This window comes from Pantoea anthophila (genome assembly GCF_026104315.1).
Taxonomy (GTDB): Bacteria; Pseudomonadota; Gammaproteobacteria; order Enterobacterales; family Enterobacteriaceae; genus Pantoea; species Pantoea anthophila.
This window is the reverse complement of the sequence record NZ_CP110473.1, coordinates 1,644,777-1,665,898: the sequence shown is the minus strand read 5'-3', so window position 1 is coordinate 1,665,898 and position 21,122 is coordinate 1,644,777. Positions and strand designations below refer to the sequence as shown.

The following is a 21,122-nucleotide window of genomic DNA, read 5'->3' as shown; positions in this document are numbered from 1 at the left end:
CGCCCGCAGGCGGACAACATCGGGTCAGAACCCTAAGCTGTCCAGCAGGTCATCAACCTGATCCTGGTTCGCCACCACGCCCGGTGCATCGGCGTGGATCTGCGGCCCGTTCAGCAGGCTGGTGCCCTCCTGGCGCTTCTCTGCGCTGACTTCCGGCATGTTCTCCAGCAGCACCATCAACAGCTGGCGCTCAATCTCCTGGATCACATCCATCATGCGCTTGATCACCTGACCGGTCAGATCCTGGAAATCCTGCGCCATCATGATGGCCAGCAGCTGTTTGTTGGTGAAGGAGGTATGCTCTGGCACAGCGTCGAGGAATGCGCGCGTATCCGTCACCAACTCCCGCGCATCACCCAGTTCAATCGGGTTCTCAAACCACTCATCCCAACGCCCTTTCAGCTGAGTTGCCCCGGCTTCCATTTTATCCTGATGTGGCTGAGCTGCTTCAACACAGTTCAGCGCACGGTCGGCGGCCTGCGCCGTCATCTGCACCACGTAATCCAGACGGTCGCGGGCATCAGGAATAGCTTCAGCGGCATCGGCGATGGCTTTATCCAGCCCCAGCTCGCGCAGGCTGTCGCGCAGCATGCGGGTCAGAGACCCGATGCGACTGATGATGTCGTGTGCCGAGGCATCCATAGTTGGTTTCGGAAGGTCGCTCATCACATCTCCTTACATGCCCAGTTTTTCAAAAATTTTACCCAGCTTCTCTTCCAGGGTAGCGGCGGTGAAAGGCTTCACCACATATCCGCTGGCGCCTGCCTGAGCAGCAGCGATAATGTTCTCTTTCTTCGCTTCTGCGGTCACCATCAACACCGGCAGCGTGCTCATCGCCGCGTCGGCACGAATGGTCTGCAGCAGCTGCAGGCCATCCATGTTTGGCATGTTCCAGTCAGAAATGACGAAGTCGAAACCGCCTGCTTTCAGTTTGCCAAGGGCATCCACACCATCTTCTGCTTCTTCTACGTTATTGAAGCCCAGCTCTTTCAGCAGGTTACGGACAATACGACGCATCGTATTGAAGTCGTCTACTACCAAAAAGCGCATGTTTTTATCAGCCATATCTACTCCTGAGTTGTCTCGCCCGGCAGGACGGGCCTGTTAAATACGCAATGCCTGTCCGGCGCTAATTTTCGCCAGCATGTGCTGGCTGATGTTGCTTAAATCCACGACTTCATTCACACCGCCTGTGGCAATTGCCTCACGCGGCATGCCAAATACCACACAGCTGGCCTCGCTCTGGGCGATGGTCCAGGCTCCCGCCCGGTTCATCTCCAGCATCCCGGCGGCGCCGTCGTTGCCCATGCCGGTGAGGATCACCCCCACCGCATTTCGTCCGGCGTTGATCGCCACCGATTTGAACAGCACATCCACCGACGGTTTGTGCCGGTTAACCGGCGGGCCGTCATTGAGCTTCACAACATAGTTGGCACCGCTTCGGGCCAGCTCCATATGCATCGCGCCTGGCGCGATATAGGCGTGACCCGGCAGAATACGCTCGCCATCTTCCGCCTCTTTCACCGTGATCTGACACAGCTTGTTCAGACGCTCGGCAAAGGAGCGGGTAAAGCCTGGCGGCATGTGCTGGGTAATCAGCAGCGCCGGGCTGGTCGCCGGTAACGGCTGCAGCACATGACGGATCGCCTCGGTGCCGCCGGTAGAGGAGCCAATCGCAATCAGTTTCTCACTACTCAGCAGCGGCCCTGCTTTCAGCGTCACCGGGGCCGGCATCGCGGCGCGGTTATGCAGACGGGCACGGGCCGCGGCGCGGATCTTGTCGCCAATCATCTGGCTGTAAGCCAGCATCCCTTCGCGGATGCCGAGCTGGGGCTTGGTGACGAAATCGACCGCCCCCAGTTCCAGCGCCCGCAGCGTAATCTCGGAGCCTTTTCCGGTCAGCGAGGAGACCATCACGACCGGCATCGGGCGTAACCGCATCAGTTTTTCCAGGAAATCGAGGCCATCCATGCGCGGCATTTCCACATCCAGCGTCAGCACCTGCGGATTGAACTGCTTAATCAAATCGCGGGCGACCAGCGGATCCGGCGCCGTAGCGACCATCTCCATATCCGGATGACTGTTGATGATTTCCGTCATCAGTTGCCGCATCAGCGCAGAGTCATCTACGCACATCACGGTGATTTTGCTCATCATCTTTCCTTCGTCAGTCCATAGACGGTTTGTCCGCGCAGCCAGAACTCTTTACTGATCTGACTGAAGTTCTCTGAGTGACCGGCGAACAGAATGCCGCCCGGCTTCAGCAGCGGGACAAACCGACGCAGAATCTTCTCCTGCGTCTCTTTATCGAAATAGATCATCACATTGCGACAGAATATGGCGTCAAACGGCCCCGGCAGCGCCCACTCGTTAGCCAGCAGGTTAAGCTGGGCGAACGTGACCAGGCCACTGAGCTCAGGGCGCGCCCGCACCATGCCCGCATGCGGCCCGGTTCCGCGCAGGAAGAAGCGCTGCATCTGCGCCGGTGACAGCGTGCGCAGCTCCTCCTGGCGATAGACGCCGGAAACCGCTTTTTCCAGTACCTGGGTGTCGATATCGCTGGCGTGAACCTGAAATTTGCCGGGGCCGGTCCCCAGCGTTTCGGCCAGCGTCATGGCGATCGAATAGGGTTCTTCGCCGGTTGACGCCGCGGTGCTCCAGACGCTGAAATTGCCCTGACGCTTACGTGCATGCTCCGCCAGAATCGGGAAGTGATGCGCTTCACGGAAGAACGCGGTCAGGTTGGTTGTCAGGGCGTTAATAAACGCCTGCCACTCGGCACTGTTCGGGTCGGACTCCAGCAGCGCCAGGTAGCGACCAAAATCGTCGATGTTCAGCGTGCGCAGACGACGAACCAGACGGTTGTAAACCATCTCACGCTTGTGATCGGCCAGTACGATACCGGCACGCTGATAGATCAGCTGGCTGATACGGCGAAAATGCGCATCGGAGAGCGGCAGGCGCTGCACCATCTGTGACAGCAGCGTTGTCGTCTCATTTTGATCTAATATCGTCGATTTTTTCATCTCTGCACCTGGCCCGAACTGAATACATTAACTCTGCTGCGATGTCCGGCCGCGAAACGGCGGCCGGACGACGGGCGATTAAAAGGTTTCCCAGTTGTCGTCACTGCGCGCAGCAGACTGACGGCCAACGGCTAACGGCGCATCAAGCTGTAGGGTTTTTGTCGCCGTTGTCTTGTTAACGGCCTGAGCGACAAATTCTTTACCAATATTGAACACTGAAACCGCCTGTTTTAAGTGACTTGCCTGATCTTCGAGCGCCGCAGCGGCTGCCGCAGACTCTTCGACCAGCGAGGCGTTCTGCTGGGTCACGCGATCCATCTCGGTAACCGCCAGGCCAACCTGGTCGATACCGCGGCTCTGCTCGTCTGACGCAGAGGCGATTTCACCCATGATGTCGGTCACGCGGGTTACCGCGCTGACGATGTTGCTCATGGTGTCACCGGCGCTTTCTACCAGCACTGAGCCGGTGTTCACGCGACTCACGGAATCTTCAATCAGGCCTTTGATCTCTCTTGCGGCCTGGGCGCTGCGCTGCGCCAGGCTGCGCACTTCACCGGCCACCACGGCAAAACCGCGCCCCTGTTCACCCGCACGGGCGGCTTCAACCGCCGCGTTCAGCGCCAGAATGTTGGTCTGGAAGGCGATACCGTCGATGACGCTGGTGATATCGGCAATTTTCTTCGAGCTGCCGGCAATCTCTTTCATGGTGGTGACCACGCCATCCACCACTTTGCCGCCCTGCTGAGCGGTTTCCGAGGCGGTCAGCGCCAGCTTCGACGCCTGACGGGCGTTTTCGGCGTTCTGCTTCACGGTGGCCGTCAGCTGCTCCATACTGGCCGCGGTCTGCTCCAGAGAGGCCGCCTGCTCTTCCGTACGCGAAGAGAGATCGTTGTTGCCGATAGCGATTTCGCTGGCACCGGTGTAGATGGCGTCAGAGCCATCACGCACGGTACGTACGGTACGCACCAGCTCCTGCTGCATGTGCTGCAGAGAGGTCAGCAACTCACCGATTTCGTTTCGAACGCTAATCTCAATCGGCTGAGTCAGATCGCCACGCGCAATGTGCTGGATATGTTCCATGCTCTGACGCAGCGGACGGATCAGCACCGAGCGCATCACATTCCAGACCAGGATAATCATCAGCAGCGTGACTGCCAGCGTGGCAACCACGATGGTGATTGAGCGGGTATAGGCCTGCTGGTTAGCTTCGACACCCTGCTTCGCCAGGACCTGGTTGTACTCAAGCCAGGCGGTGTAATCTTTCTGGAACTTGTCCTGATAGCTCTGGGTTGGCTGATCGACAAAGCCTTTGAAGTTGCCGGTGGTGAAGAAGACCATCAGCTCCGCCAGCGCATCGTGATAGGCCTTGTAGTTCGCCTGCAGTGCCAGGACGTTTTCGGCCGTTTTGCCCTTCTCCGACAGGTTATCGTTAAAGATCTGATAGTTGATTTCCGCCTGTTTCAGCTCTTCACCCGCCAGTGCCACCAGCTCTTTCACGCTGGCACCCGATCCCGCCATCTGCGCATCCTGCAGAAAACGAATACCGGCGCGGTTGAGGGTGTTGCGCGCCTGAACAAGCGAAACCCATGAGGTGCCCATAGCCTGCTGCAGCGTATTCAGACGCTGGTTGTAGGCAAAGTTATCTTTATCTGAACTGACAGTTTTGAAGAACATTCCGCCGGAAAACAGCTGCAGCAGCGCAAACAGCGCCAGCACACACAGCAGGCCGGAAACAACGCGTACTCGACTAAACATAAACACCTCATTGGTTGCGATTCGTTTTGTTTATCGGCGCAACGTGAGGGAACTTTATGGATGGCGACGGCTTTAGGCCGTCACCAGAGTCAAAGGAAGGAAAATCAGGCGCGGGAGATTTTGAAAACGGAGACCGCCTGCATCAGTACGCTGGCCTGCTGCTCCAGTGCGGCGGCAGCGGCGGCCGACTCCTCAACCAGGGAGGCGTTCTGCTGCGTGACGCGATCCATCTCCGTCACCGCCTGTCCGACCTGCTCAATACCGCGGCTCTGCTCATCCGATGCTGAAGCGATTTCGCCCATGATGTCGGTGACGCGGGTGACTGCCCCGACGATCTCGCTCATGGTGCTGCCGGCGCTTTCCACCTGCAGTGAACCACTGTTGACGCGCGTCACGGAATCTTCGATCAGGCCTTTAATCTCTTTGGCGGCCTGCGCGCTGCGCTGCGCCAGGCTGCGGACTTCACCGGCCACGACCGCAAAACCGCGACCCTGTTCACCGGCTCGCGCCGCTTCCACGGCGGCGTTCAGCGCCAGGATGTTCGTCTGGAAGGCGATGCCATCAATCACGCTGATGATGTCAGCAATTTTCTTCGAGCTGCCTGCGATCTCTTTCATGGTGCTGACGACACCATCGACCACTTTTCCGCCCTGCTGCGCGGTTTCCGAGGCGGTCAGCGCCAGCTGAGAGGCCTGGCGGGCGTTGTCCGCATTCTGCTTCACGGTGGCGGTCAGCTGTTCCATGCTGGCTGCGGTCTGCTCCAGCGAGGCGGCCTGCTCTTCGGTGCGGGCCGACAGATCGTTGTTACCGGCCGCGATTTCGCTGGCGCCGGTAAAGATGGCATCAGAGCCGTCGCGCACATTGCCGACCGTCATCACCAGTGACTGCTGCATCTCATGGATGCCTGCAGCCAGCTGGCTCATCTCGTTGCGGCCATCAACCACAATCGGCTGTGTCAGATCGCCAGACGCGATAGCACGGATCTGGGTCAGCAGCTGGTGCAGCGGCTGAATCAGCACCTGACGCAGGCCAAACCAGCAGGCGACGATCACGGCAATGACCGTAACGCCAATCGCGCCCAGCAGCCACATCATCTGGGTGAAGGCACGCTGGTTCTGCGCCATGCCCTGATCGGAAAGCTCAGTCTGACGTTCACGCCATGCGCTGTAACTCTCCTGCATGGAAACCTGCTTCTGCTCGATGTTCTGTTTGAACATCCCTTCCAGATCGCGGGCCTGCAGGCTCGCCACCATCCCCTTCAGCCCTTTTTCATATTGCGCATAATCCGCTTCGAGTCTGTCACGCAGCGCCACTTCCAGGCCCGGCGTGGCAGGCAGATCGTAGTAGATTTTGAAGTGACGATCGGCTTCCGCTAACTGACTGTTAGCGCGGTTCATCAGATCATCCAGCTGACCGCCGTTCATCTGCGCCGCCATGCTGGTCTGCAACCGCAGCATGGCACGGTTCAGTGTGGTGCGGCTGTTGTTTAGAGAGATATAGGCATCCGTCATCGAGGTGACGTTGCGGTTAGAGACCTGCGACAGTGCAAAAGCCGCTTTGTCATTGTTCAGAGCGGACCAGAAAAGGCTGCCAGACATTAACTGGAGCGCGCCAAAGATAACCAGTACGGCGATTAAACTGGTCACCACTTTTATTTTTTTTAACATCTCGTTCCCCTGCAGGTTGATTAAGGTGCAGCGGCTATATCGGCGTGATTACGGGATTAATTAACGCTTTTCGGCACCTGAAGACCGAAAATGGCTTTTGTAATTATTTTTATCAGTGCAGGGCTATCAGTTTGACTTTAGTCAGAAAAATCACGGAGGGCGCTGCGCAGCTCGCAGGATGCGCAGCGTTAAATCGCACGGATCGCCAGTGCGTTTCACTGGCGTGTGGCGTTCTGTCAGCGGTCAGAAGGTTTCCCAGTGGGTGTCACTGACCGGTGCCGTCAGGGCTTTGCGTGAGGCCGGCAGCGCGGTCACGGGGGCGGCGATCGGCACATGCTTCGTCAGGGTCTGTGGGGCAGCGTCGCGTCTGATTTTAAACAGCGATACGGACTGGCTTAACCGGCTGGCCTGATCTTCCAGCGAGGCCGCCGCGGCCGCACACTCCTCTACCAGCGAGGCGTTCTGCTGGGTGACACGATCCATTTCGGTGACCGCCTCCCCCACCTGATCGATTCCCCGACTCTGCTCATCAGAGGCCGAGGCGATTTCGCCCATGATGTCGGTGACGCGGGTCACCGCGCTGACGATATCGTTCATGGTTTCACCGGCGGTGCCGACCAGCTGTGAGCCAATGCTGACCCGGTTGACCGAGTCGTCGATCAGCCCTTTGATCTCTTTGGCCGCCTGGGCGCTGCGCTGCGCCAGGTTGCGCACTTCCCCTGCCACCACCGCAAATCCGCGTCCCTGTTCACCGGCGCGGGCCGCTTCCACGGCGGCGTTCAGCGCCAGAATGTTGGTCTGGAAAGCGATGCCATCAATCACGCTGGTGATGTCGGCAATCTTCTTCGAGCTGCCGGCGATTTCACTCATGGTTTTCACCACGCCATCCACCACGCTGCCGCCTTTTTCTGCGGTTTGCGAGGCACTGAGCGCCAGCTGTGACGCCTGACGGGCGTTTTCGGCGTTCTGTTTCACGGTGGCAGTCAGCTGCTCCATGCTGGCTGCGGTCTGCTCCAGTGAGGCGGCCTGCTGTTCCGTCCGGGCGGAGAGATCATTATTCCCGGCGGAGATCTCACTGGCACCGGTGAAAATCGCATCTGAGCCATCGCGCACCTGGCTGACGGTACGCACCAGCGACTGCTGCATCTCATGCAGACTGGCGGCAAGCTGCGTCATCTCGTTGCGCCCTTCCACGACGATGGTATGGGTTAAATCACCCCCGGCGATATGCCGGATGTGATCGATGCTCTCGTTCAGCGGCGTCAGAACGATTTTACGCAGTCCGGACCAGCAGAGCAGAATCACCGCCAGCACGGCGACCAGAATCGTGCCCAGGATCCACATCATCCGGCTGTAGGCCGCGCTGTTCGCCTCTGCGCCCAGCGAAGCCAGGCGATTCTGATCGGCACGCCACTCACGATAGAGGGTTAAAAAGGCACTCTGACTGGGGGCGACCGGAATTTTACCGGCGGCGGTGAGATCGCCCGCCTGCAGCGCCGTCTGCATGGCACCCAGCGCCCCGGCATAATCCGCGTAGCGCTGGTCGAGCTGGCTGTTAAGTTGCTGATTCTGTCCCGGAGTGTCCGGTGTCTCTTTGAACAGCCGGTAAAAGCCCTCTGCCGACTGCTGGAATCCTTTGCTCTCTTCAAACAGCCCCGCGACGTCGGCAGTTTTGCCCTCCAGTTTGCTGGTGGCGAAACGTAACTGAACACGCGTCAGCAGGACCCGGCTCTGATTCAGGCTGAGATAGGCGTCGTTCAGTGCCTCAGTATTTTTGGCCGCCAGCTGGGAGACCGCGAAACTCTGCTTGTCGTGGCTCAGCGCGGAGTAAAAAACAGAACCGGAGATGGCCTGTAAAAGCCCAAACACCAGCAACACCAGCAACAGACTGGTGACAACACGGATTTTCGTTAACATGATTAACCCTGAAAAAAGTAAGTGATTTGAGGTGACGTCTGAAGTATCGGCAGGAGGAGGCAAAAAATCAGAGGGGGAGACGTGTTTATTATCTGAACAGAAAGGGATAATTACCGGTGAGAATGATCACGGGCCGGTTAAGACCGGCCCGTGATAAACACCTTACGCGCGCAGGTTATCGACCAGCGCCATCTCGTCGCTGCTCAGCAGCTTCTCGATGTCGACCAGAATCAGCATACGCTCGCCGAGCGCACCCAGACCGGTCAGGTATTCGGTAGACATGGTGACCGCGAACTCCGGGGAAGGACGGATCTGATCCTGGGTCAGCGACAGCACGTCAGAGACGCCGTCAACCACAATGCCGACCACGCGGTTTTCCAGATTCAGCACGATGACCACGGTGTTGTCATTGTACTCCACATCGGGCTGTGCAAACTTCACGCGCAGATCGATGATCGGTACGATAACGCCGCGCAGGTTGGTTACACCACGGATAAAGTCAGGGGTGTTTGCGATACGGGTAACCTGATCGTAACCGCGGATCTCCTGCACCTTAAGGATATCGATGCCGTACTCTTCGTCGCCCAGCGTGAAAACCAGGAACTCCTGACCTACGGTTTCGCCAGCAATTTTTGTCACGGTTGCCATTCCATTCATGTTATTTACCTTTTCGTTTTCAATCAGGCGGCAGCGCCGGCCACACGTTTTTCACGGTTCAGAGATTGCAGGGCGGAGACATCGACAATCAGCGCGACGCTACCGTCACCCAGAATGGTCGCGGCAGAGATGCCCGGCACCTTGCGATAGTTGCTCTCCAGGTTCTTCACCACCACCTGATGCTGACCAATCAGCTGATCGACCAGCAGCGCATAGCGTTTGCCCGCGCTCTGCAGGATCACGACGATCCCCTGCGTGGCTTCCGTTTTCGCGCCCTGCACATCAAAGACGTTCCACAGTTCAACCAGCGGCAGATATTCACCACGCACTTCCAGCACGCACTCGCCACCCGCCAGCGGCTTCAGCTCTTCGGCGCGCGGTTGCAGCGACTCCATCACCGCATTCAGCGGCAGAATGAAGACTTCGTCGGCCACACGAACGGACATGCCGTCGAGGATGGCCAGCGTCAGAGGCAGCAGGATGCGAATGGTGGTGCCTTTGCCCTGCTTCGAGGCGATTTCGACGTGACCGCCCATCTCCTGAATGTTTCGTTTCACCACGTCCATACCGACGCCGCGTCCGGAAACATCTGTCACCTGCTCTGCAGTGGAGAAGCCTGGCGCGAAGATCAGCATGCCGACCTCTTCATCGCTCATGTTCTCGCTGACCGGCAGGCCGGATGAGAGCGCTTTAGCCAGAATACGTTCACGGTTAAGGCCGGCACCATCATCGGAGACTTCGATGCAGATGTTGCCGCCCTGGTGTTCCGCGGAGAGCGTCAGGTTACCGGTCGCAACCTTGCCAGCCGCCACGCGTTTCTCAGGCGTTTCGATACCGTGGTCCAGGCTGTTACGCACCAGGTGCGTTAACGGGTCGATGATGCGCTCAATCAGGCTCTTATCGAGTTCGGTCGAGCTGCCCAGCAGGGTCAGTTCAACCTCTTTGCCGAGCTTGCTGGCCAGGTCACGCACCAGACGCGGGAAGCGGCTGAAGACATATTCCATTGGCATCATACGAATCGACATCACCGATTCCTGCAGATCGCGGGCATTACGCTCCAGCTGACCCATGCTGTTCAGCAGGTCGCCATGCGCGACCGGGTCCAGCTCGCCGGAACGCTGCGCCAGCATGGACTGGGTGATCACCAGCTCGCCCACCAGGTTGATCAGCTGATCAACCTTCTCTACCGCCACGCGGATACTGGTGGATTCGCTTGATTTGGCCGGGGCCGCGGCGCGCTTGCTTTCACGCTTCGCTGGTGCCACCGGCAGTTCGGTGACGCTGGCCGTGTGGACTTCTTCCACCACGGGCGCGGCAACCGCCGCCACCGGTGCGGCAACGGCGTCGTCCGCCTCCGGGAAGCGGATCTGTGCTTCGTCGATGACGAAGCAGAGCACCGCCACGATGTCATCTTTGCCCACACCATCGATGCAGACATCCAGCGTGGTGCTGCCTTTCTGCACGTTGGTCAGGGTGCCGAGATTGCCCATTTCTTCCAGCATCAGATCGACTTCTTTCTCTTTGAGGTCGATCAGCTGAACACGCAGGCCACTGCTGCTGGTGCTGGTGCTGACAGGTTCTTCACTGACAGGCACCACGCTGACCGGCAGTTCTGCCGGCAGACCTTTAGCCTCCAGCGCCAGCTGGCGCAGTGCTTCACAGATATATTTGAAGCTTTCCGCGTTCGGCTCCTGCGCGGTTTTATATGCATCGAGCTGTTCCTGCATAATATCTTTGGTTTCCAAAAACAGGTTGATGATGTCGGTGCTGAGCTGCATCTCGCCGCGACGAGCACCATCCAGAATGTTTTCCAGGATGTGAGTCGTTTCCTGTAATACCGTAAAACCAAAGGTTCCGGCCCCACCCTTAATGGAGTGAGCGGCACGGAAGATGGCGTTGAGCTGTTCAGAATCTGGCTCCTGCGGGTCAAGGCCCAGCAGGTGTTGTTCCATATCCGCTAATAGCTCATCGGCTTCATCAAAAAACGTCTGGTAAAAATCGCTGATGTCCATACTCACGGGAATCACCTCGGCTGTGAGGGGGCTGCTGTATTCACCGCGCTGCCCTGGGGTGCTGGCGGTGCGGTAATTTTTTCAATGGCCGCCGGATCGCTGATCTGGACGGCATCACTTTCTGCGTTCTCTTTTTCTATTGCCGCTTCGGTGTCATGGTTCAACACCAGCAGGCTGATGCGGCGATTCACTGCATCATTCCCGCCGCGATTTTTCAGGCGCATGGTGTCGGCCATACCCAACACCCGCAAAACTTTGCCGCTGTCCAGGCCGCCCATCACCAGTTCACGGCGGGAGGCGTTAGCGCGGTCGGTCGAGAGTTCCCAGTTGCTGTAGCCTTTGTCGCCGCCGGCATACTGGAAGTCATCGGTATGTCCGGCCAGGCTGATGCGGTTCGGGATGTCATTGAGGATCGGCGCTATCGCACGCAGAATGTCGCGCATATAAGGCTCCACCTCGGCACTGCCGGTCTTAAACATCGGGCGATTCTGGCTGTCGATAATCTGAATACGCAGCCCCTCTTCCACCATGTTAATAATCAGATGCGGACGCAGCGTTTTCAGACGCGGATCGGCCTCAATCATCTGATCGAGCTTCTCCCGCAGCCGGTTGAGACGGATCTCATCCAGCTGACGTTTCTGCGCATCCATATCGACCTTTTTGTTCACTTCACCGATCTTTTTCGTCGGATCATCCCCGCCGCCGGGGATCGGGCTTTCGCTGTCGCTGCTGCGCTGCCCGCCGGTGATCGCCACTTTCAGTGGCGTTTTAAAGTAGTCTGCTATCTGCACCAGCTGCTGCGGGTTTGCGATCGACAGCAGCCACATCACCATAAAAAAGGCCATCATCGCCGTCATAAAGTCGGCGTAGGCAATCTTCCACGAACCGTGGCTGCCTTCATGGCCTTTATGTTTGCGCTTTTTGATCAGCACAATTGGGCGATTGCCGTGTTTCATGAAGCCTCGTCCGAAGTCTGTTTAGCCGGGTTTTTCGCGTTACGCACATGCTCTTCCAGTTCGCTGAACGACGGGCGCTCGGCGGAATAGAGCGTCTTACGACCAAACTCCACCGCAATCTGCGGGGCATAACCGTTCAGGCTCGACAGCAGCGTCACCTTGATGCACTGCATCATCTTGGTGGTTTCCGCACACTTCTGACGCAGAACGGACGACAGCGGAGAGATAAATCCGTAGGCCAGCAAAATGCCCAGGAAGGTTCCCACCATCGCATGGGCCACCAGTGCACCCAGTTCCGCCGCCGGACGGTCGGCCGACGCCAGTGCGTGCACCACGCCCATGACCGCTGCCACGATACCGAATGCCGGCAGTCCGTCACCCACCGCCGCTATACTCTGCGCTGGTACGTCACACTCATGTTCGTAAGTCTCAATCTCTTCATCCATCAACGCTTCAATTTCAAAGGCGTTCATGTTGCCGCTGACCATCAGACGCAGATAGTCAGTAATGAAATCGACTAACTGTTTATCGGCAAGAATGCGGGGATAATTAGCAAAAATTTCACTCTGGCTGGGATCTTCGATATCGCGTTCCAGCGATAACATGCCCTGCTGACGCGATTTGGCCATCAGACGATAAAGCAGCGCCATCAGATCCATGTAAACCGCTTTGTTGTACTTTGAGCCGCGAAATAACAGCGGCAGCGCTTTCATGGTCTTTTTAATCGACTTGCCGTTGTTGCCGACTAAAAAAGCACCGGCACCCGCGCCGCCGATCATTAATAATTCGGCTGGCTGATAAAGCGCGCCCAGATGGCCACCGACCAGTGCATATCCGCCCAACACGGAGCCTAAAACAACCAGGTAACCTATAATTATCAGCACAAAAAATCCTTACGTCCGTAACGTGTTGGTGGAAGTTAAGCCAGAGAGCCGCAGGCGTTATTCTCAAACCGGAAGCAAAAAAAAAGCAGCGGTATTAACCGCTGCTGGATGGCTTCCACAGTGCGAACAAACTTAAACGGCGTGTTTAACCTGTTCATCCAGCAGTTGTGGAAACATATCGGCAGATTCTGCAGAAAGTTTACGTCTTTTTACGGCACGTGATGGTGGCTGGCACAGGCTGCAGGTAAAGCTGCCAACCGGCTGATGTGCATGGTTAATAAAGCTGCCATTGCAGCATTTGCAGTCAGCCAGTTCCAGCATGCCACTTTCAACAAATCGGACCAGGGTCCAGGCGCGGGTCAGCGCCAACAGCGGGCCCTCGTCCGATTGCGGACACTGCTCAAGGTATAACCGGTAGGCTTTGATGACGGCATCGACGCCACTGCACAGGCCGGTTTTCAGCAAAAATTTCCAGGCGTTACAGAACATGGAAGCGTGGATATTCTGCTCCCAGGTCATGAACCAGTCCGTGGAGAACGGCAGCATGCCTTTTGGCGGCGGGCTGCCACGCAGTTCTTTATAGAGCTTGATCAGGCGACCCCGGCTCAGCTGGGTTTCGCTCTCTAACATCTGTAAGCGTGCACCTAACGAGATCAACTCCATTGCGAGCTGAATGTCACGCGCTTCCTGAACAATACTTTTCTCACTCATGACATTGCTCTCTTTTTAGCAGGCAGATCTTCTTTAGACGCATTACGCAGTAAACGGCTGGATAATAAAATGCCGGTATGAATCTGCTGTAAATCATCCACGCGGGATTCCTGCGTCAGGCGATTAATCGTGCTGCTGTCGGTAAAACGAAACTGGCAAACCAGCTGATTGGTTTCCGCCATTTTTACCATTTCAGGCAATGTTAATTCTGATAATGCATTCGCCATTTTTTCGTCAATGCCGAGGCGAAACATTGCAGAAGCTTTATCCTGGTTAATTAAACGCTGCGCAAGCAGTAAATAAGACAAGTTGAGATCGTAAATATGTTTCAGTACTTCAGAGGTGCCCATTATTTTCCATCCTGAGAGATGCGACGTAACTGTATCGCAGAATATGATCTGCGGTTCGAGCTGCTGTTTGATAAATCAAAAGATGGCAAAAAAATTTCACATAAATTTGATGTCACTGTTTTTCGCCTTCTGTTTTTTGTGAGTTTCAGACCCACCGAAGGTCGAAAATCCATGCCATTTTATTTTCGAGTTCCGGACATCTTCCGTGACGCCTTCTTACTTTTTTTAGGACTATTCCGAAAACAACGCAAATCTATATCGTCTGATTTCGGGTTACAACGACAGCCAGGAGAAATTTTAGATAAAGTGTGACGCAGATCACACTTTTAAGGCAAATTTCTTCAGCAACCCTTTACCATTGCTTATCGAGTGGTCATTTTTTGAACAAAAAAGAGCGATTTTAAGTCCAATTTGTCCTGAGAAAGGTTTAATAGGGGGTAAAAGCAGCGTTAATCGACGGTTTGCGCAGTCCGGAATGAATAATGGGTGTTAATCGTTTTAACACCCTATTTAGAACCATTTAAAGATGAGTAATCAGCATTTTATGCTGAAATACAGGGCGGGTATTTGCTGTGAAATTAGTTACTTAAGGGGAGCAACGCTGCGGGTATGTAAATAAATCGTCAGGGTATAACGGCTGTGAGAAGGCCTTCTGACAACCTGGCGTTAACAGTGACAAGGGGTCGCTAAGGAACCGGCACCTGATGTAACAAGGGTTTACATAAGAAAGCCGAATGAGTTGAGGGGTACGCATACGATGGCACTATGAGTATCGGCACGTCGGGCTAAAACTTGAGTTAAAAAGGTAAAGAAAGCGGATAAGCCCCACAGCGCGGGATTTCTGCGTGGGTTGCATTTATCGGGCCAGCCTCACGCCCTGATCGGCCTGCCAGACGAAATGCGCCGAAAACGGCGTATCAGACAAGTTGTGGTGCTTGCGGAAAGGTTTGAAAAGCGGTGGGACGAAAAACGGCGGCGATATCGCAGGGATATCGCCGCCGTTGTTGATGAGGTCAGGCGAGTTTCGGGAAGGTCGCGACCTTATTATCGGTGCCGTGGTCAGCGCTGCGCGGGGAAATGGCTTCCAGGTCTTTCAGGAAGTTTTCACGCCAGGCGGTAATATCGTTCTTACGCAATACCGCCATCATGTCGTTGTAGCGCGAGATCCTTTCCGTCCGCGGCATGGTAATCGCTTTATCCAGTGCCGCCGCCACTTCATCGCGGTCATAAGGGTTCACGATCAACGCTGAGGTCAGCTCGTTGGCGGCCCCGGCAAAGCGGGAGAGCACCAGAACGCCGGGATCGTCCGGGTCCTGGGCGGCGACATACTCTTTAGCGACCAGGTTCATCCCGTCACGCAGCGGCGTGACCAGGCCGACGTCAGTCAGGCGGAAGATTTTCATCAGCAGGCGACGGTCAAAATGCTGGTTAAGGTAGTAAAGCGGGGTCCAGCCCAGCGTACCGTACTTACCGTTGATACGCCCGGCTTCGGTCTCCAGCTGATGACGGATATCCTGATACGCCTGCACATCGCCGCGCGAAGTCGGTGCAATCTGCGAGTAGCGGATTTTGCCGCGGTGCTGCGGGAAGTTCTCCAGCAGCGCTTCGTAAGCCAGAAAACGCTCCGGCAGACCTTTGGAATAGTCGAGACGCTCACAGGCGATAATGTTGCGCGCATCGCCCAGCTCTTTTTTCATCGCCGCCATTTTAGGCGGCAGAGGTCCTTCGGCCATCTCTTTAATACTGTCCGGCTCAATCCCGATAGGGTAAACCTCAGTCATAAAGGTATTGCCAAAGGCACGATGCTTTTTATCGCCCTTATTCTGCAACTGCGTTAGCTGGCTGACGCTGTCGAGGAAGGCCACGCGGTCAGATTCGGTCTGGAAGCCGAGCAAATCATACTCGCACAGCATTTCCAGCAGCTCTTTATGCGGCGGCAGGGCATTGAAAATTTCCGGAGTCGGGAACGGAATATGCAGGAAGAAACCAATGCGGTTATTAATGCCCGCGCGGCGCAGCGCGGCGGCAAATGGTAAAAAGTGATAATCGTGGATCCAGACAATATCATCAGGCTTAATCAGCGGTTTCAGACGCTGCGCAACCATATCGTTTACGTCACAATACCCTTCCCAGGCTTCACGCTGGAACTGCACCAAATCGAGACGATAATGGAAAGCGGGCCAGATGACGGTATTGGAGAACTGGCAATAGTAGAGATCATATTCGTTCTGGTTGAGCGGGAAGGAGGCATACTCAATGCCCTCATGTTCCTGAACGCTGACCTGCTCCTCTTCTTCACCAGAAAACTCGCTGATTTCACCGTTCCAGCCAAACCACAATCCACCCGTGCTTTTCAGGGCATCAAGGATGCCGACGGCCAAACCGCCTGCACTGGTTTTAGACCCATCTGGCATGGCGACACGGTTAGATACAACCACTAAACGACTCATAACCTAAACTCCTTACCGACGTTGTCTTGCTCTAATAGTAATAATGTTTTTTCCAGCCAGCCGTAAACCGCATCGACATCAGTAAGCCGATAATGGGCCTGACTGGGACCTTCACCGACCTTAATCGAGATGCCCTGCTGCGCGTTAACCGCCACAAAGCCCTTCTCGTCGGTCAAATCGTCACCGATAAAAACGGGGGTACGTCCGGCAAACGGGGCCTGCTGCATAAGGTCGCTAATCGCAGCACCCTTATCGATGCCTGCCGGTTTAATTTCAACGACACATTTCCCCGGCTGCAGAGCCAGTCCGGGAAAACGCTTCACGGACTGTTCGGCCAGTCGCATCACATCCTGCTCATGCTGCATCGCCTGGCGATAGTGGAGTGCAAAGGCCATGCCTTTTACCTCCAGCTGCGTACCAGGCCAGCCTGCCATGGCATCCTGCAGTTCCTGCCGGAGCGCCTGCTCGACCTCGGCGGGCAGGCTGATACGATGCAGCTCACCCTGCGCATTGCGGCGCTCTGCACCATGGACGCCCGCAGCGGGTCCGTGCCAGGGCGCGGCCAGCGCATCAAGCTGTGCAATGGGTCTGCCGGAAACCAGCGCGAGGGCGCCCTGACAATGGTCAGAAAGCTGTTGCAGTTGCGCGATGACCTGCTGAGGAATGAATACCGCTTCGGGACGGGACTGTATCGCTGCCAGCGTGCCGTCGACATCAAAAAAGAAGGCGTACTGTCCGCTGCGTAATGCCGGATACGTGGGATGTGTCTCTTCCACCTGGGTCACGTCACTTCTCCTGAAAATCAGATTTAATAAAACATTGAGTTGAAACAAGAATGTCCTGACGCAGTCAGGTCAGCAAGCGGGAAATTCTGATAAAGCGGTGATTGAGGGGCAAAGCTGGGTGAATAGATAGGTCACTCTCCTCAAACGTGCAAACGCGTTGCTGACAATACTGACTCACTGAGAACATCTTCAGATTAAGTGTAGTCATTAATAGGGGTAATGCCAGAAAGATGCACTTTTCATGCCAGCCGCTGCGGTTAAGTAAGCAGAAAAGTAGCCCAGACAGGGGGCGTCCTGTTTCCCCCGCTGCCCCGCCGGGCCAGTGCTGGCCAGAGCTGCGGCCGTTTCGCTTCAGGAATCCGGCGGCCTGAAACGAAGCTTAAGCTTCTTAAGGTATTCCTAATATTGAAAGCGCACTCTCAGCACACTTTCTTTTCCTCGGGTGCCTGCACACATGGCGTTTACACTGAAGAGGCCGCTGATTAGCCGCCTGACTCTGCTCCTCCTGGCGGCGATCTATATCGCGGTTTTCCTTAATCTGGTCTATTACCGTCAGGTGCTGGCGGTGATGCCGCTGACGAGCCTGCATACCACGCTGGTGTTTTTATCCATGCCGCTGGTCGCCTTCAGCGTCATCAATATCGTGCTTACGCTGGCCTCATTTTTCTGGCTGGATCGCCTGCTGGCGGCGCTTTTTATTCTGCTCTCCGCGTCGGCGCAGTATTTTATCCATACCTACAACATCGTGATCGATCGCTCGATGATCACCAACATGATGGATACCACCGCCTCCGAGTCTTTTGCCCTGCTGACACCGCAGCTGCTCCTCACCCTGCTCACCTCAGGCGTGCTGATGGCGCTGATGATGTTCTGGCCGCGGATAAAACGGCAGCAGTGGCGCGGGGTGCTGGCACGCCTGCTGAGCATTGTGCTGTCAGCGGTGCTGATCGCGCTGATCGCCCTGCTCTTCTATAAGGATTACGCCTCGCTGTTCCGCAACAACCGCGAGCTGGTCAAAGCGCTGAGCCCCTCTAATAGCATCGCCGCCACGCTCTCCTGGTATAAGCATCATGAGTTGCAGAATGTGCCGCTGGTGCGGATCGGTGAAGATGCCCATCTGGACGCCAGCCACAGCCGGGGCAAACCGAACCTGACGATTGTGGTGCTGGGTGAAACCTCACGCGCGCAGAATTTCTCGCTGGGCGGATATGACCGGCTGACCAACCCCCTGCTGGCGAAAGATGATGTGATTTACTTCCCGCACACCACCTCATGCGGAACGGCGACGGCGGTGTCCGTGCCCTGCATGTTTTCCAACATGCCGCGTGCTCACTATGATGATGTGCTGGCGGCCCATGAAGAGGGGGTGCTGGATGTCATTCAGCGCGCCGGGGTCAGCGTGTTGTGGAATGAGAATGACGGTGGCTGTAAGGGAGCCTGCGATCGGGTGCCGCATCAGGATATGACCAGCCTGAACCTGCCCGGCATGTGTATTGAGGGCGAATGTTATGATGACGTGCTGTTCCACGGCCTGGATGAGTACATCAGCCAGTTAAAGGGCAACGCGATTATCGTTCTGCACACCATAGGCAGTCATGGCCCGACCTACAGCCATCGCTACCCGCCACAGTTCCGTCAGTTTGAGCCGACCTGTGACACGAATCAGATTCAGGACTGTTCACAGCAGCAGTTGATCAACACCTACGACAATACGCTGCTCAATGTGGATCACATCGTGGATAAGGCGATTGGCGTGCTGCGTGCGCATCAGGATCGCTTTACCACCAGTCTGGTCTATCTCTCTGACCACGGCGAGTCGCTGGGGGAAAACGGGGCTTACCTGCATGGCCTGCCCTATGCGATAGCGCCCGATACGCAGAAGCATGTGCCGCTGCTGATCTGGCTCTCCCCGGATTATCAGCAGCGTTATGCGGTTAACCGCACCTGCCTGAATAAACTGGCGGCGACAGACGATTTCTCACAGGATAATCTGTTCTCAACGCTGCTGGGATTAACCGGCACCGCAACCCACGAATATGTGCCTGCGGATGATATTTTGACGTCGTGTCGGAGCCAACACGAATGAAGATACTGATAGTGGAAGATGACGCCCTGCTGCTGCAGGGTCTGATACTGGCGCTGGAAGGTGAAGGTTATGTCTGCGATGGCGTCACCAGCGTACGGGATGCGGAAGCGCATTATGCCAGCGGCCTCTACAGTCTGGTGGTGCTGGATCTCGGCCTGCCGGACGAGGATGGACTGCACTTCCTGATCCGTCTGCGGCGGCAGAAGAAGATGACCCCGGTCCTGATCCTCACCGCCCGCGACACCATCAGCGAACGCATTGCCGGACTGGACGCGGGTGCCGATGATTATCTGATCAAACCGTTCTCGCTGGATGAGCTGCTGGCGCGCATCCGTGCGCTGATCCGCCGCCACGTCAATCAGGGCGACAGTCAGGTCAGAGTGGGCGCGCTGGCGCTGGATATGACCCACCGTCAGATCACGCTCAGCGATGAGCTGCTGGATCTCACCCCCAAAGAGTTTGCGATCCTGTCACGGCTGATGCTGAAGGCCGGCAATCCGGTTCACCGCGAAATTCTCTACCAGGATATCTATAACTGGGAGACCGAGCCGTCGACCAATACGCTGGAAGTTCATATTCATAATCTGCGCGACAAAATCGGCAAAACCGCCATCCGCACCGTACGCGGATTTGGTTATGCGCTGGTCACGCAGGAGACCCCGCGCGAGGCAACATGACAGGACGATTCGATCACCGCAGTATGCGCTTTCGCCTGATCCTGACCATCGGCCTGATCCTGCTGGTCTTTCAGGTGATCAGCGTGGTCTGGCTCTGGCATGAGAGTAAAGAGCAGATTCAGTTTCTGGTGGAAGCGCAGCTGCAGAAGCGCAACATGGACAGCCACGTCAAGCGCGAGGTCCATGAAGCGGTCGCCAGCCTGGCGGTGCCGAGCCTGGTGATGATTACACTGACGCTGCTGCTCTGCTACCAGGCAGTGAAATGGATCACCCGGCCGCTCTATCAGCTACAGCGTGAGCTGGAAAGTCGGGGTGAAGATAATCTCCACCCCATCACCTGCCACAGCCAGGTTCATGAAATCGAGGCGGTCACCCTGGCGATCAATCAGCTGGTGGCGCGCCTTAACACCAGCCTGGAGCGTGAACGTCTGTTTACCGCCGATGTGGCGCATGAGCTGCGCACGCCGCTGGCCGGCTTACGGCTGCATCTGGAGTTAATCGAGCGCAACAGCGATGTGAAAGTGCAGCCGCTGGTGCAGCGACTGGATCAGATGACGCACAGCGTCTCGCAGCTTTTAAGTCTGGCGCGCGCCGGCCAGTCCTTTACCTCCGGCACCTACCAGAACGTGGGACTGATTGCAGATGTGATCCTGCCGATGGAGGCGGAGCTGAGTATCATGCTGGAGGCGCATCAGCAGACGCTGCTGCTCGATCTGCCGGAAGAGCAGTTTGTGCGCGGGGATGCGACGCTGCTGAAGATGCTGCTGCGCAACCTGGTCGAGAATGCCCATCGCTACAGCCCGGACAACAGTACCATCACCGTCCAGCTGCTCGCGTCTCCGCAACCGATGCTGGTGGTGGAAGATCAGGGGCCGGGCATTGATGAGAGTAAAAGTGGTGAGCTGAGTAAAGCGTTTATCCGCATGGACAGCCGCTACGGCGGCATCGGACTTGGGCTGAGCATTGTCAGCCGCATCGTCCAGTTACACCGGTTTCAGTTTTTTCTGGAGAACCGCCGGGACAGAAGCGGTTGCCGGGCCGTGGTAAAATGTTAGGCGCTGAACCAGGCACTGAGGAACAGAATAAGGGTCGCTGCGGTAATCAGCAGGGCAGCATATTCACTCAGCGGACGCGGAGCCGCAACGGGCAGGGAAGCAGACACAGTTTTCATAGTAACCTCCTCAACAGG

18 protein-coding genes are annotated in these 21,122 nt (G+C 56.4%); 3 read left to right on the top strand and 15 right to left on the bottom strand.

Annotated features, from left to right (window positions below; translation table 11 throughout):
- Positions 1-24 precede the first annotated feature (24 nt).
- The 15 genes from cheZ to otsB form a co-directional block, all read right to left on the bottom strand.
- Positions 25-666 (bottom strand): protein phosphatase CheZ, encoded by a 642-nt coding sequence (gene cheZ, locus OJ965_RS10230; protein ID WP_009089682.1) that lies wholly within the window; start codon positions 664-666, stop codon positions 25-27.
- A gap of 9 nt (positions 667-675) precedes the next feature.
- Positions 676-1,065, bottom strand: a complete 390-nt coding sequence (gene cheY, locus OJ965_RS10225) for a chemotaxis response regulator CheY (RefSeq protein WP_003849158.1) — start codon at positions 1,063-1,065, stop codon at positions 676-678.
- Between the two features lie 39 nt (positions 1,066-1,104).
- Positions 1,105-2,154, bottom strand: a complete 1,050-nt coding sequence (locus OJ965_RS10220) for a protein-glutamate methylesterase/protein-glutamine glutaminase (RefSeq protein WP_009089678.1) — start codon at positions 2,152-2,154, stop codon at positions 1,105-1,107.
- Positions 2,154-3,026 (bottom strand): protein-glutamate O-methyltransferase CheR, encoded by an 873-nt coding sequence (gene cheR / locus OJ965_RS10215; RefSeq protein ID WP_009089677.1) that lies wholly within the window; start codon positions 3,024-3,026, stop codon positions 2,154-2,156. Before cheR ends, OJ965_RS10220 begins: the two co-directional genes overlap by 1 nt.
- A gap of 78 nt (positions 3,027-3,104) precedes the next feature.
- Positions 3,105-4,781: a methyl-accepting chemotaxis protein gene (locus OJ965_RS10210; protein ID WP_046102009.1), complete on the bottom strand. Its 1,677-nt coding sequence runs from the start codon at positions 4,779-4,781 to the stop codon at positions 3,105-3,107.
- A gap of 104 nt (positions 4,782-4,885) precedes the next feature.
- Positions 4,886-6,448, bottom strand: coding sequence for a methyl-accepting chemotaxis protein (locus OJ965_RS10205; protein ID WP_265139134.1), 1,563 nt, complete (start codon positions 6,446-6,448; stop codon positions 4,886-4,888).
- A 243-nt stretch (positions 6,449-6,691) separates the two neighbouring features.
- On the bottom strand, positions 6,692-8,365 hold the full coding sequence (locus OJ965_RS10200) for a methyl-accepting chemotaxis protein (protein ID WP_265139133.1): 1,674 nt from the start codon (positions 8,363-8,365) through the stop codon (positions 6,692-6,694).
- A 162-nt stretch (positions 8,366-8,527) separates the two neighbouring features.
- Positions 8,528-9,022, bottom strand: coding sequence for a chemotaxis protein CheW (gene cheW, locus OJ965_RS10195; RefSeq protein ID WP_009089670.1), 495 nt, complete (start codon positions 9,020-9,022; stop codon positions 8,528-8,530).
- A gap of 23 nt (positions 9,023-9,045) precedes the next feature.
- Positions 9,046-11,034 (bottom strand): chemotaxis protein CheA, encoded by a 1,989-nt coding sequence (gene cheA / locus OJ965_RS10190; RefSeq protein ID WP_190311354.1) that lies wholly within the window; start codon positions 11,032-11,034, stop codon positions 9,046-9,048.
- An 11-nt stretch (positions 11,035-11,045) separates the two neighbouring features.
- Complete coding sequence (gene motB, locus OJ965_RS10185; protein WP_009089667.1) at positions 11,046-11,990, bottom strand: flagellar motor protein MotB; 945 nt, start codon at positions 11,988-11,990, stop codon at positions 11,046-11,048.
- Positions 11,987-12,874, bottom strand: a complete 888-nt coding sequence (gene motA, locus OJ965_RS10180; RefSeq protein ID WP_009089665.1) for a flagellar motor stator protein MotA — start codon at positions 12,872-12,874, stop codon at positions 11,987-11,989. Before motA ends, motB begins: the two co-directional genes overlap by 4 nt.
- A gap of 132 nt (positions 12,875-13,006) precedes the next feature.
- Complete coding sequence (flhC, locus tag OJ965_RS10175; RefSeq protein WP_009089663.1) at positions 13,007-13,585, bottom strand: flagellar transcriptional regulator FlhC; 579 nt, start codon at positions 13,583-13,585, stop codon at positions 13,007-13,009.
- Entirely contained in the window at positions 13,582-13,935 is a 354-nt protein-coding gene (flhD, locus tag OJ965_RS10170; protein ID WP_009089661.1) for a flagellar transcriptional regulator FlhD, read from the bottom strand. The genes flhC and flhD overlap by 4 nt, the downstream gene beginning before the upstream one ends.
- A gap of 1,013 nt (positions 13,936-14,948) precedes the next feature.
- A complete protein-coding gene (gene otsA, locus OJ965_RS10165) occupies positions 14,949-16,385 on the bottom strand; it encodes an alpha,alpha-trehalose-phosphate synthase (protein WP_009089660.1) in 1,437 nt (478 codons plus the stop codon).
- A complete protein-coding gene (otsB, locus tag OJ965_RS10160; protein ID WP_265139127.1) occupies positions 16,382-17,170 on the bottom strand; it encodes a trehalose-phosphatase in 789 nt (262 codons plus the stop codon). The genes otsA and otsB overlap by 4 nt, the downstream gene beginning before the upstream one ends.
- A 454-nt stretch (positions 17,171-17,624) precedes the next feature.
- Between otsB and eptA the strand changes: the two genes are divergently transcribed.
- The 3 genes from eptA to pmrB are packed head-to-tail and all read left to right on the top strand — an operon-like array spanning position 17,625 to position 20,988.
- Positions 17,625-19,256, top strand: coding sequence for a phosphoethanolamine transferase EptA (eptA, locus tag OJ965_RS10155; protein WP_265139126.1), 1,632 nt, complete (start codon positions 17,625-17,627; stop codon positions 19,254-19,256).
- Positions 19,253-19,933: a two-component system response regulator PmrA gene (gene pmrA, locus OJ965_RS10150; RefSeq protein ID WP_265139125.1), complete on the top strand. Its 681-nt coding sequence runs from the start codon at positions 19,253-19,255 to the stop codon at positions 19,931-19,933. The genes eptA and pmrA overlap by 4 nt, the downstream gene beginning before the upstream one ends.
- Positions 19,930-20,988: a two-component system sensor histidine kinase PmrB gene (gene pmrB / locus OJ965_RS10145; protein ID WP_046102014.1), complete on the top strand. Its 1,059-nt coding sequence runs from the start codon at positions 19,930-19,932 to the stop codon at positions 20,986-20,988. The genes pmrA and pmrB overlap by 4 nt, the downstream gene beginning before the upstream one ends.
- The last annotated feature ends 134 nt before the right edge of the window (positions 20,989-21,122 follow it).

Coding starts and splice junctions, on each gene's coding strand:
- OJ965_RS10210 (WP_046102009.1), bottom strand. CDS start 4,781: ATGTTTAGTCGAGTACGCGTTGTTTCCGGCCTGCTGTGTGTGCTGGCG.
- cheA (WP_190311354.1), bottom strand. CDS start 11,034: ATGGACATCAGCGATTTTTACCAGACGTTTTTTGATGAAGCCGATGAG.
- cheZ (WP_009089682.1), bottom strand. CDS start 666: ATGAGCGACCTTCCGAAACCAACTATGGATGCCTCGGCACACGACATC.
- pmrA (WP_265139125.1), top strand. CDS start 19,253: ATGAAGATACTGATAGTGGAAGATGACGCCCTGCTGCTGCAGGGTCTG.
- cheR (WP_009089677.1), bottom strand. CDS start 3,026: ATGAAAAAATCGACGATATTAGATCAAAATGAGACGACAACGCTGCTG.
- eptA (WP_265139126.1), top strand. CDS start 17,625: ATGGCGTTTACACTGAAGAGGCCGCTGATTAGCCGCCTGACTCTGCTC.
- motB (WP_009089667.1), bottom strand. CDS start 11,990: ATGAAACACGGCAATCGCCCAATTGTGCTGATCAAAAAGCGCAAACAT.
- flhD (WP_009089661.1), bottom strand. CDS start 13,935: ATGGGCACCTCTGAAGTACTGAAACATATTTACGATCTCAACTTGTCT.
- OJ965_RS10220 (WP_009089678.1), bottom strand. CDS start 2,154: ATGAGCAAAATCACCGTGATGTGCGTAGATGACTCTGCGCTGATGCGG.
- cheY (WP_003849158.1), bottom strand. CDS start 1,065: ATGGCTGATAAAAACATGCGCTTTTTGGTAGTAGACGACTTCAATACG.
- OJ965_RS10200 (WP_265139133.1), bottom strand. CDS start 8,365: ATGTTAACGAAAATCCGTGTTGTCACCAGTCTGTTGCTGGTGTTGCTG.
- flhC (WP_009089663.1), bottom strand. CDS start 13,585: ATGAGTGAGAAAAGTATTGTTCAGGAAGCGCGTGACATTCAGCTCGCA.
- OJ965_RS10205 (WP_265139134.1), bottom strand. CDS start 6,448: ATGTTAAAAAAAATAAAAGTGGTGACCAGTTTAATCGCCGTACTGGTT.
- cheW (WP_009089670.1), bottom strand. CDS start 9,022: ATGAATGGAATGGCAACCGTGACAAAAATTGCTGGCGAAACCGTAGGT.
- otsA (WP_009089660.1), bottom strand. CDS start 16,385: ATGAGTCGTTTAGTGGTTGTATCTAACCGTGTCGCCATGCCAGATGGG.
- pmrB (WP_046102014.1), top strand. CDS start 19,930: ATGACAGGACGATTCGATCACCGCAGTATGCGCTTTCGCCTGATCCTG.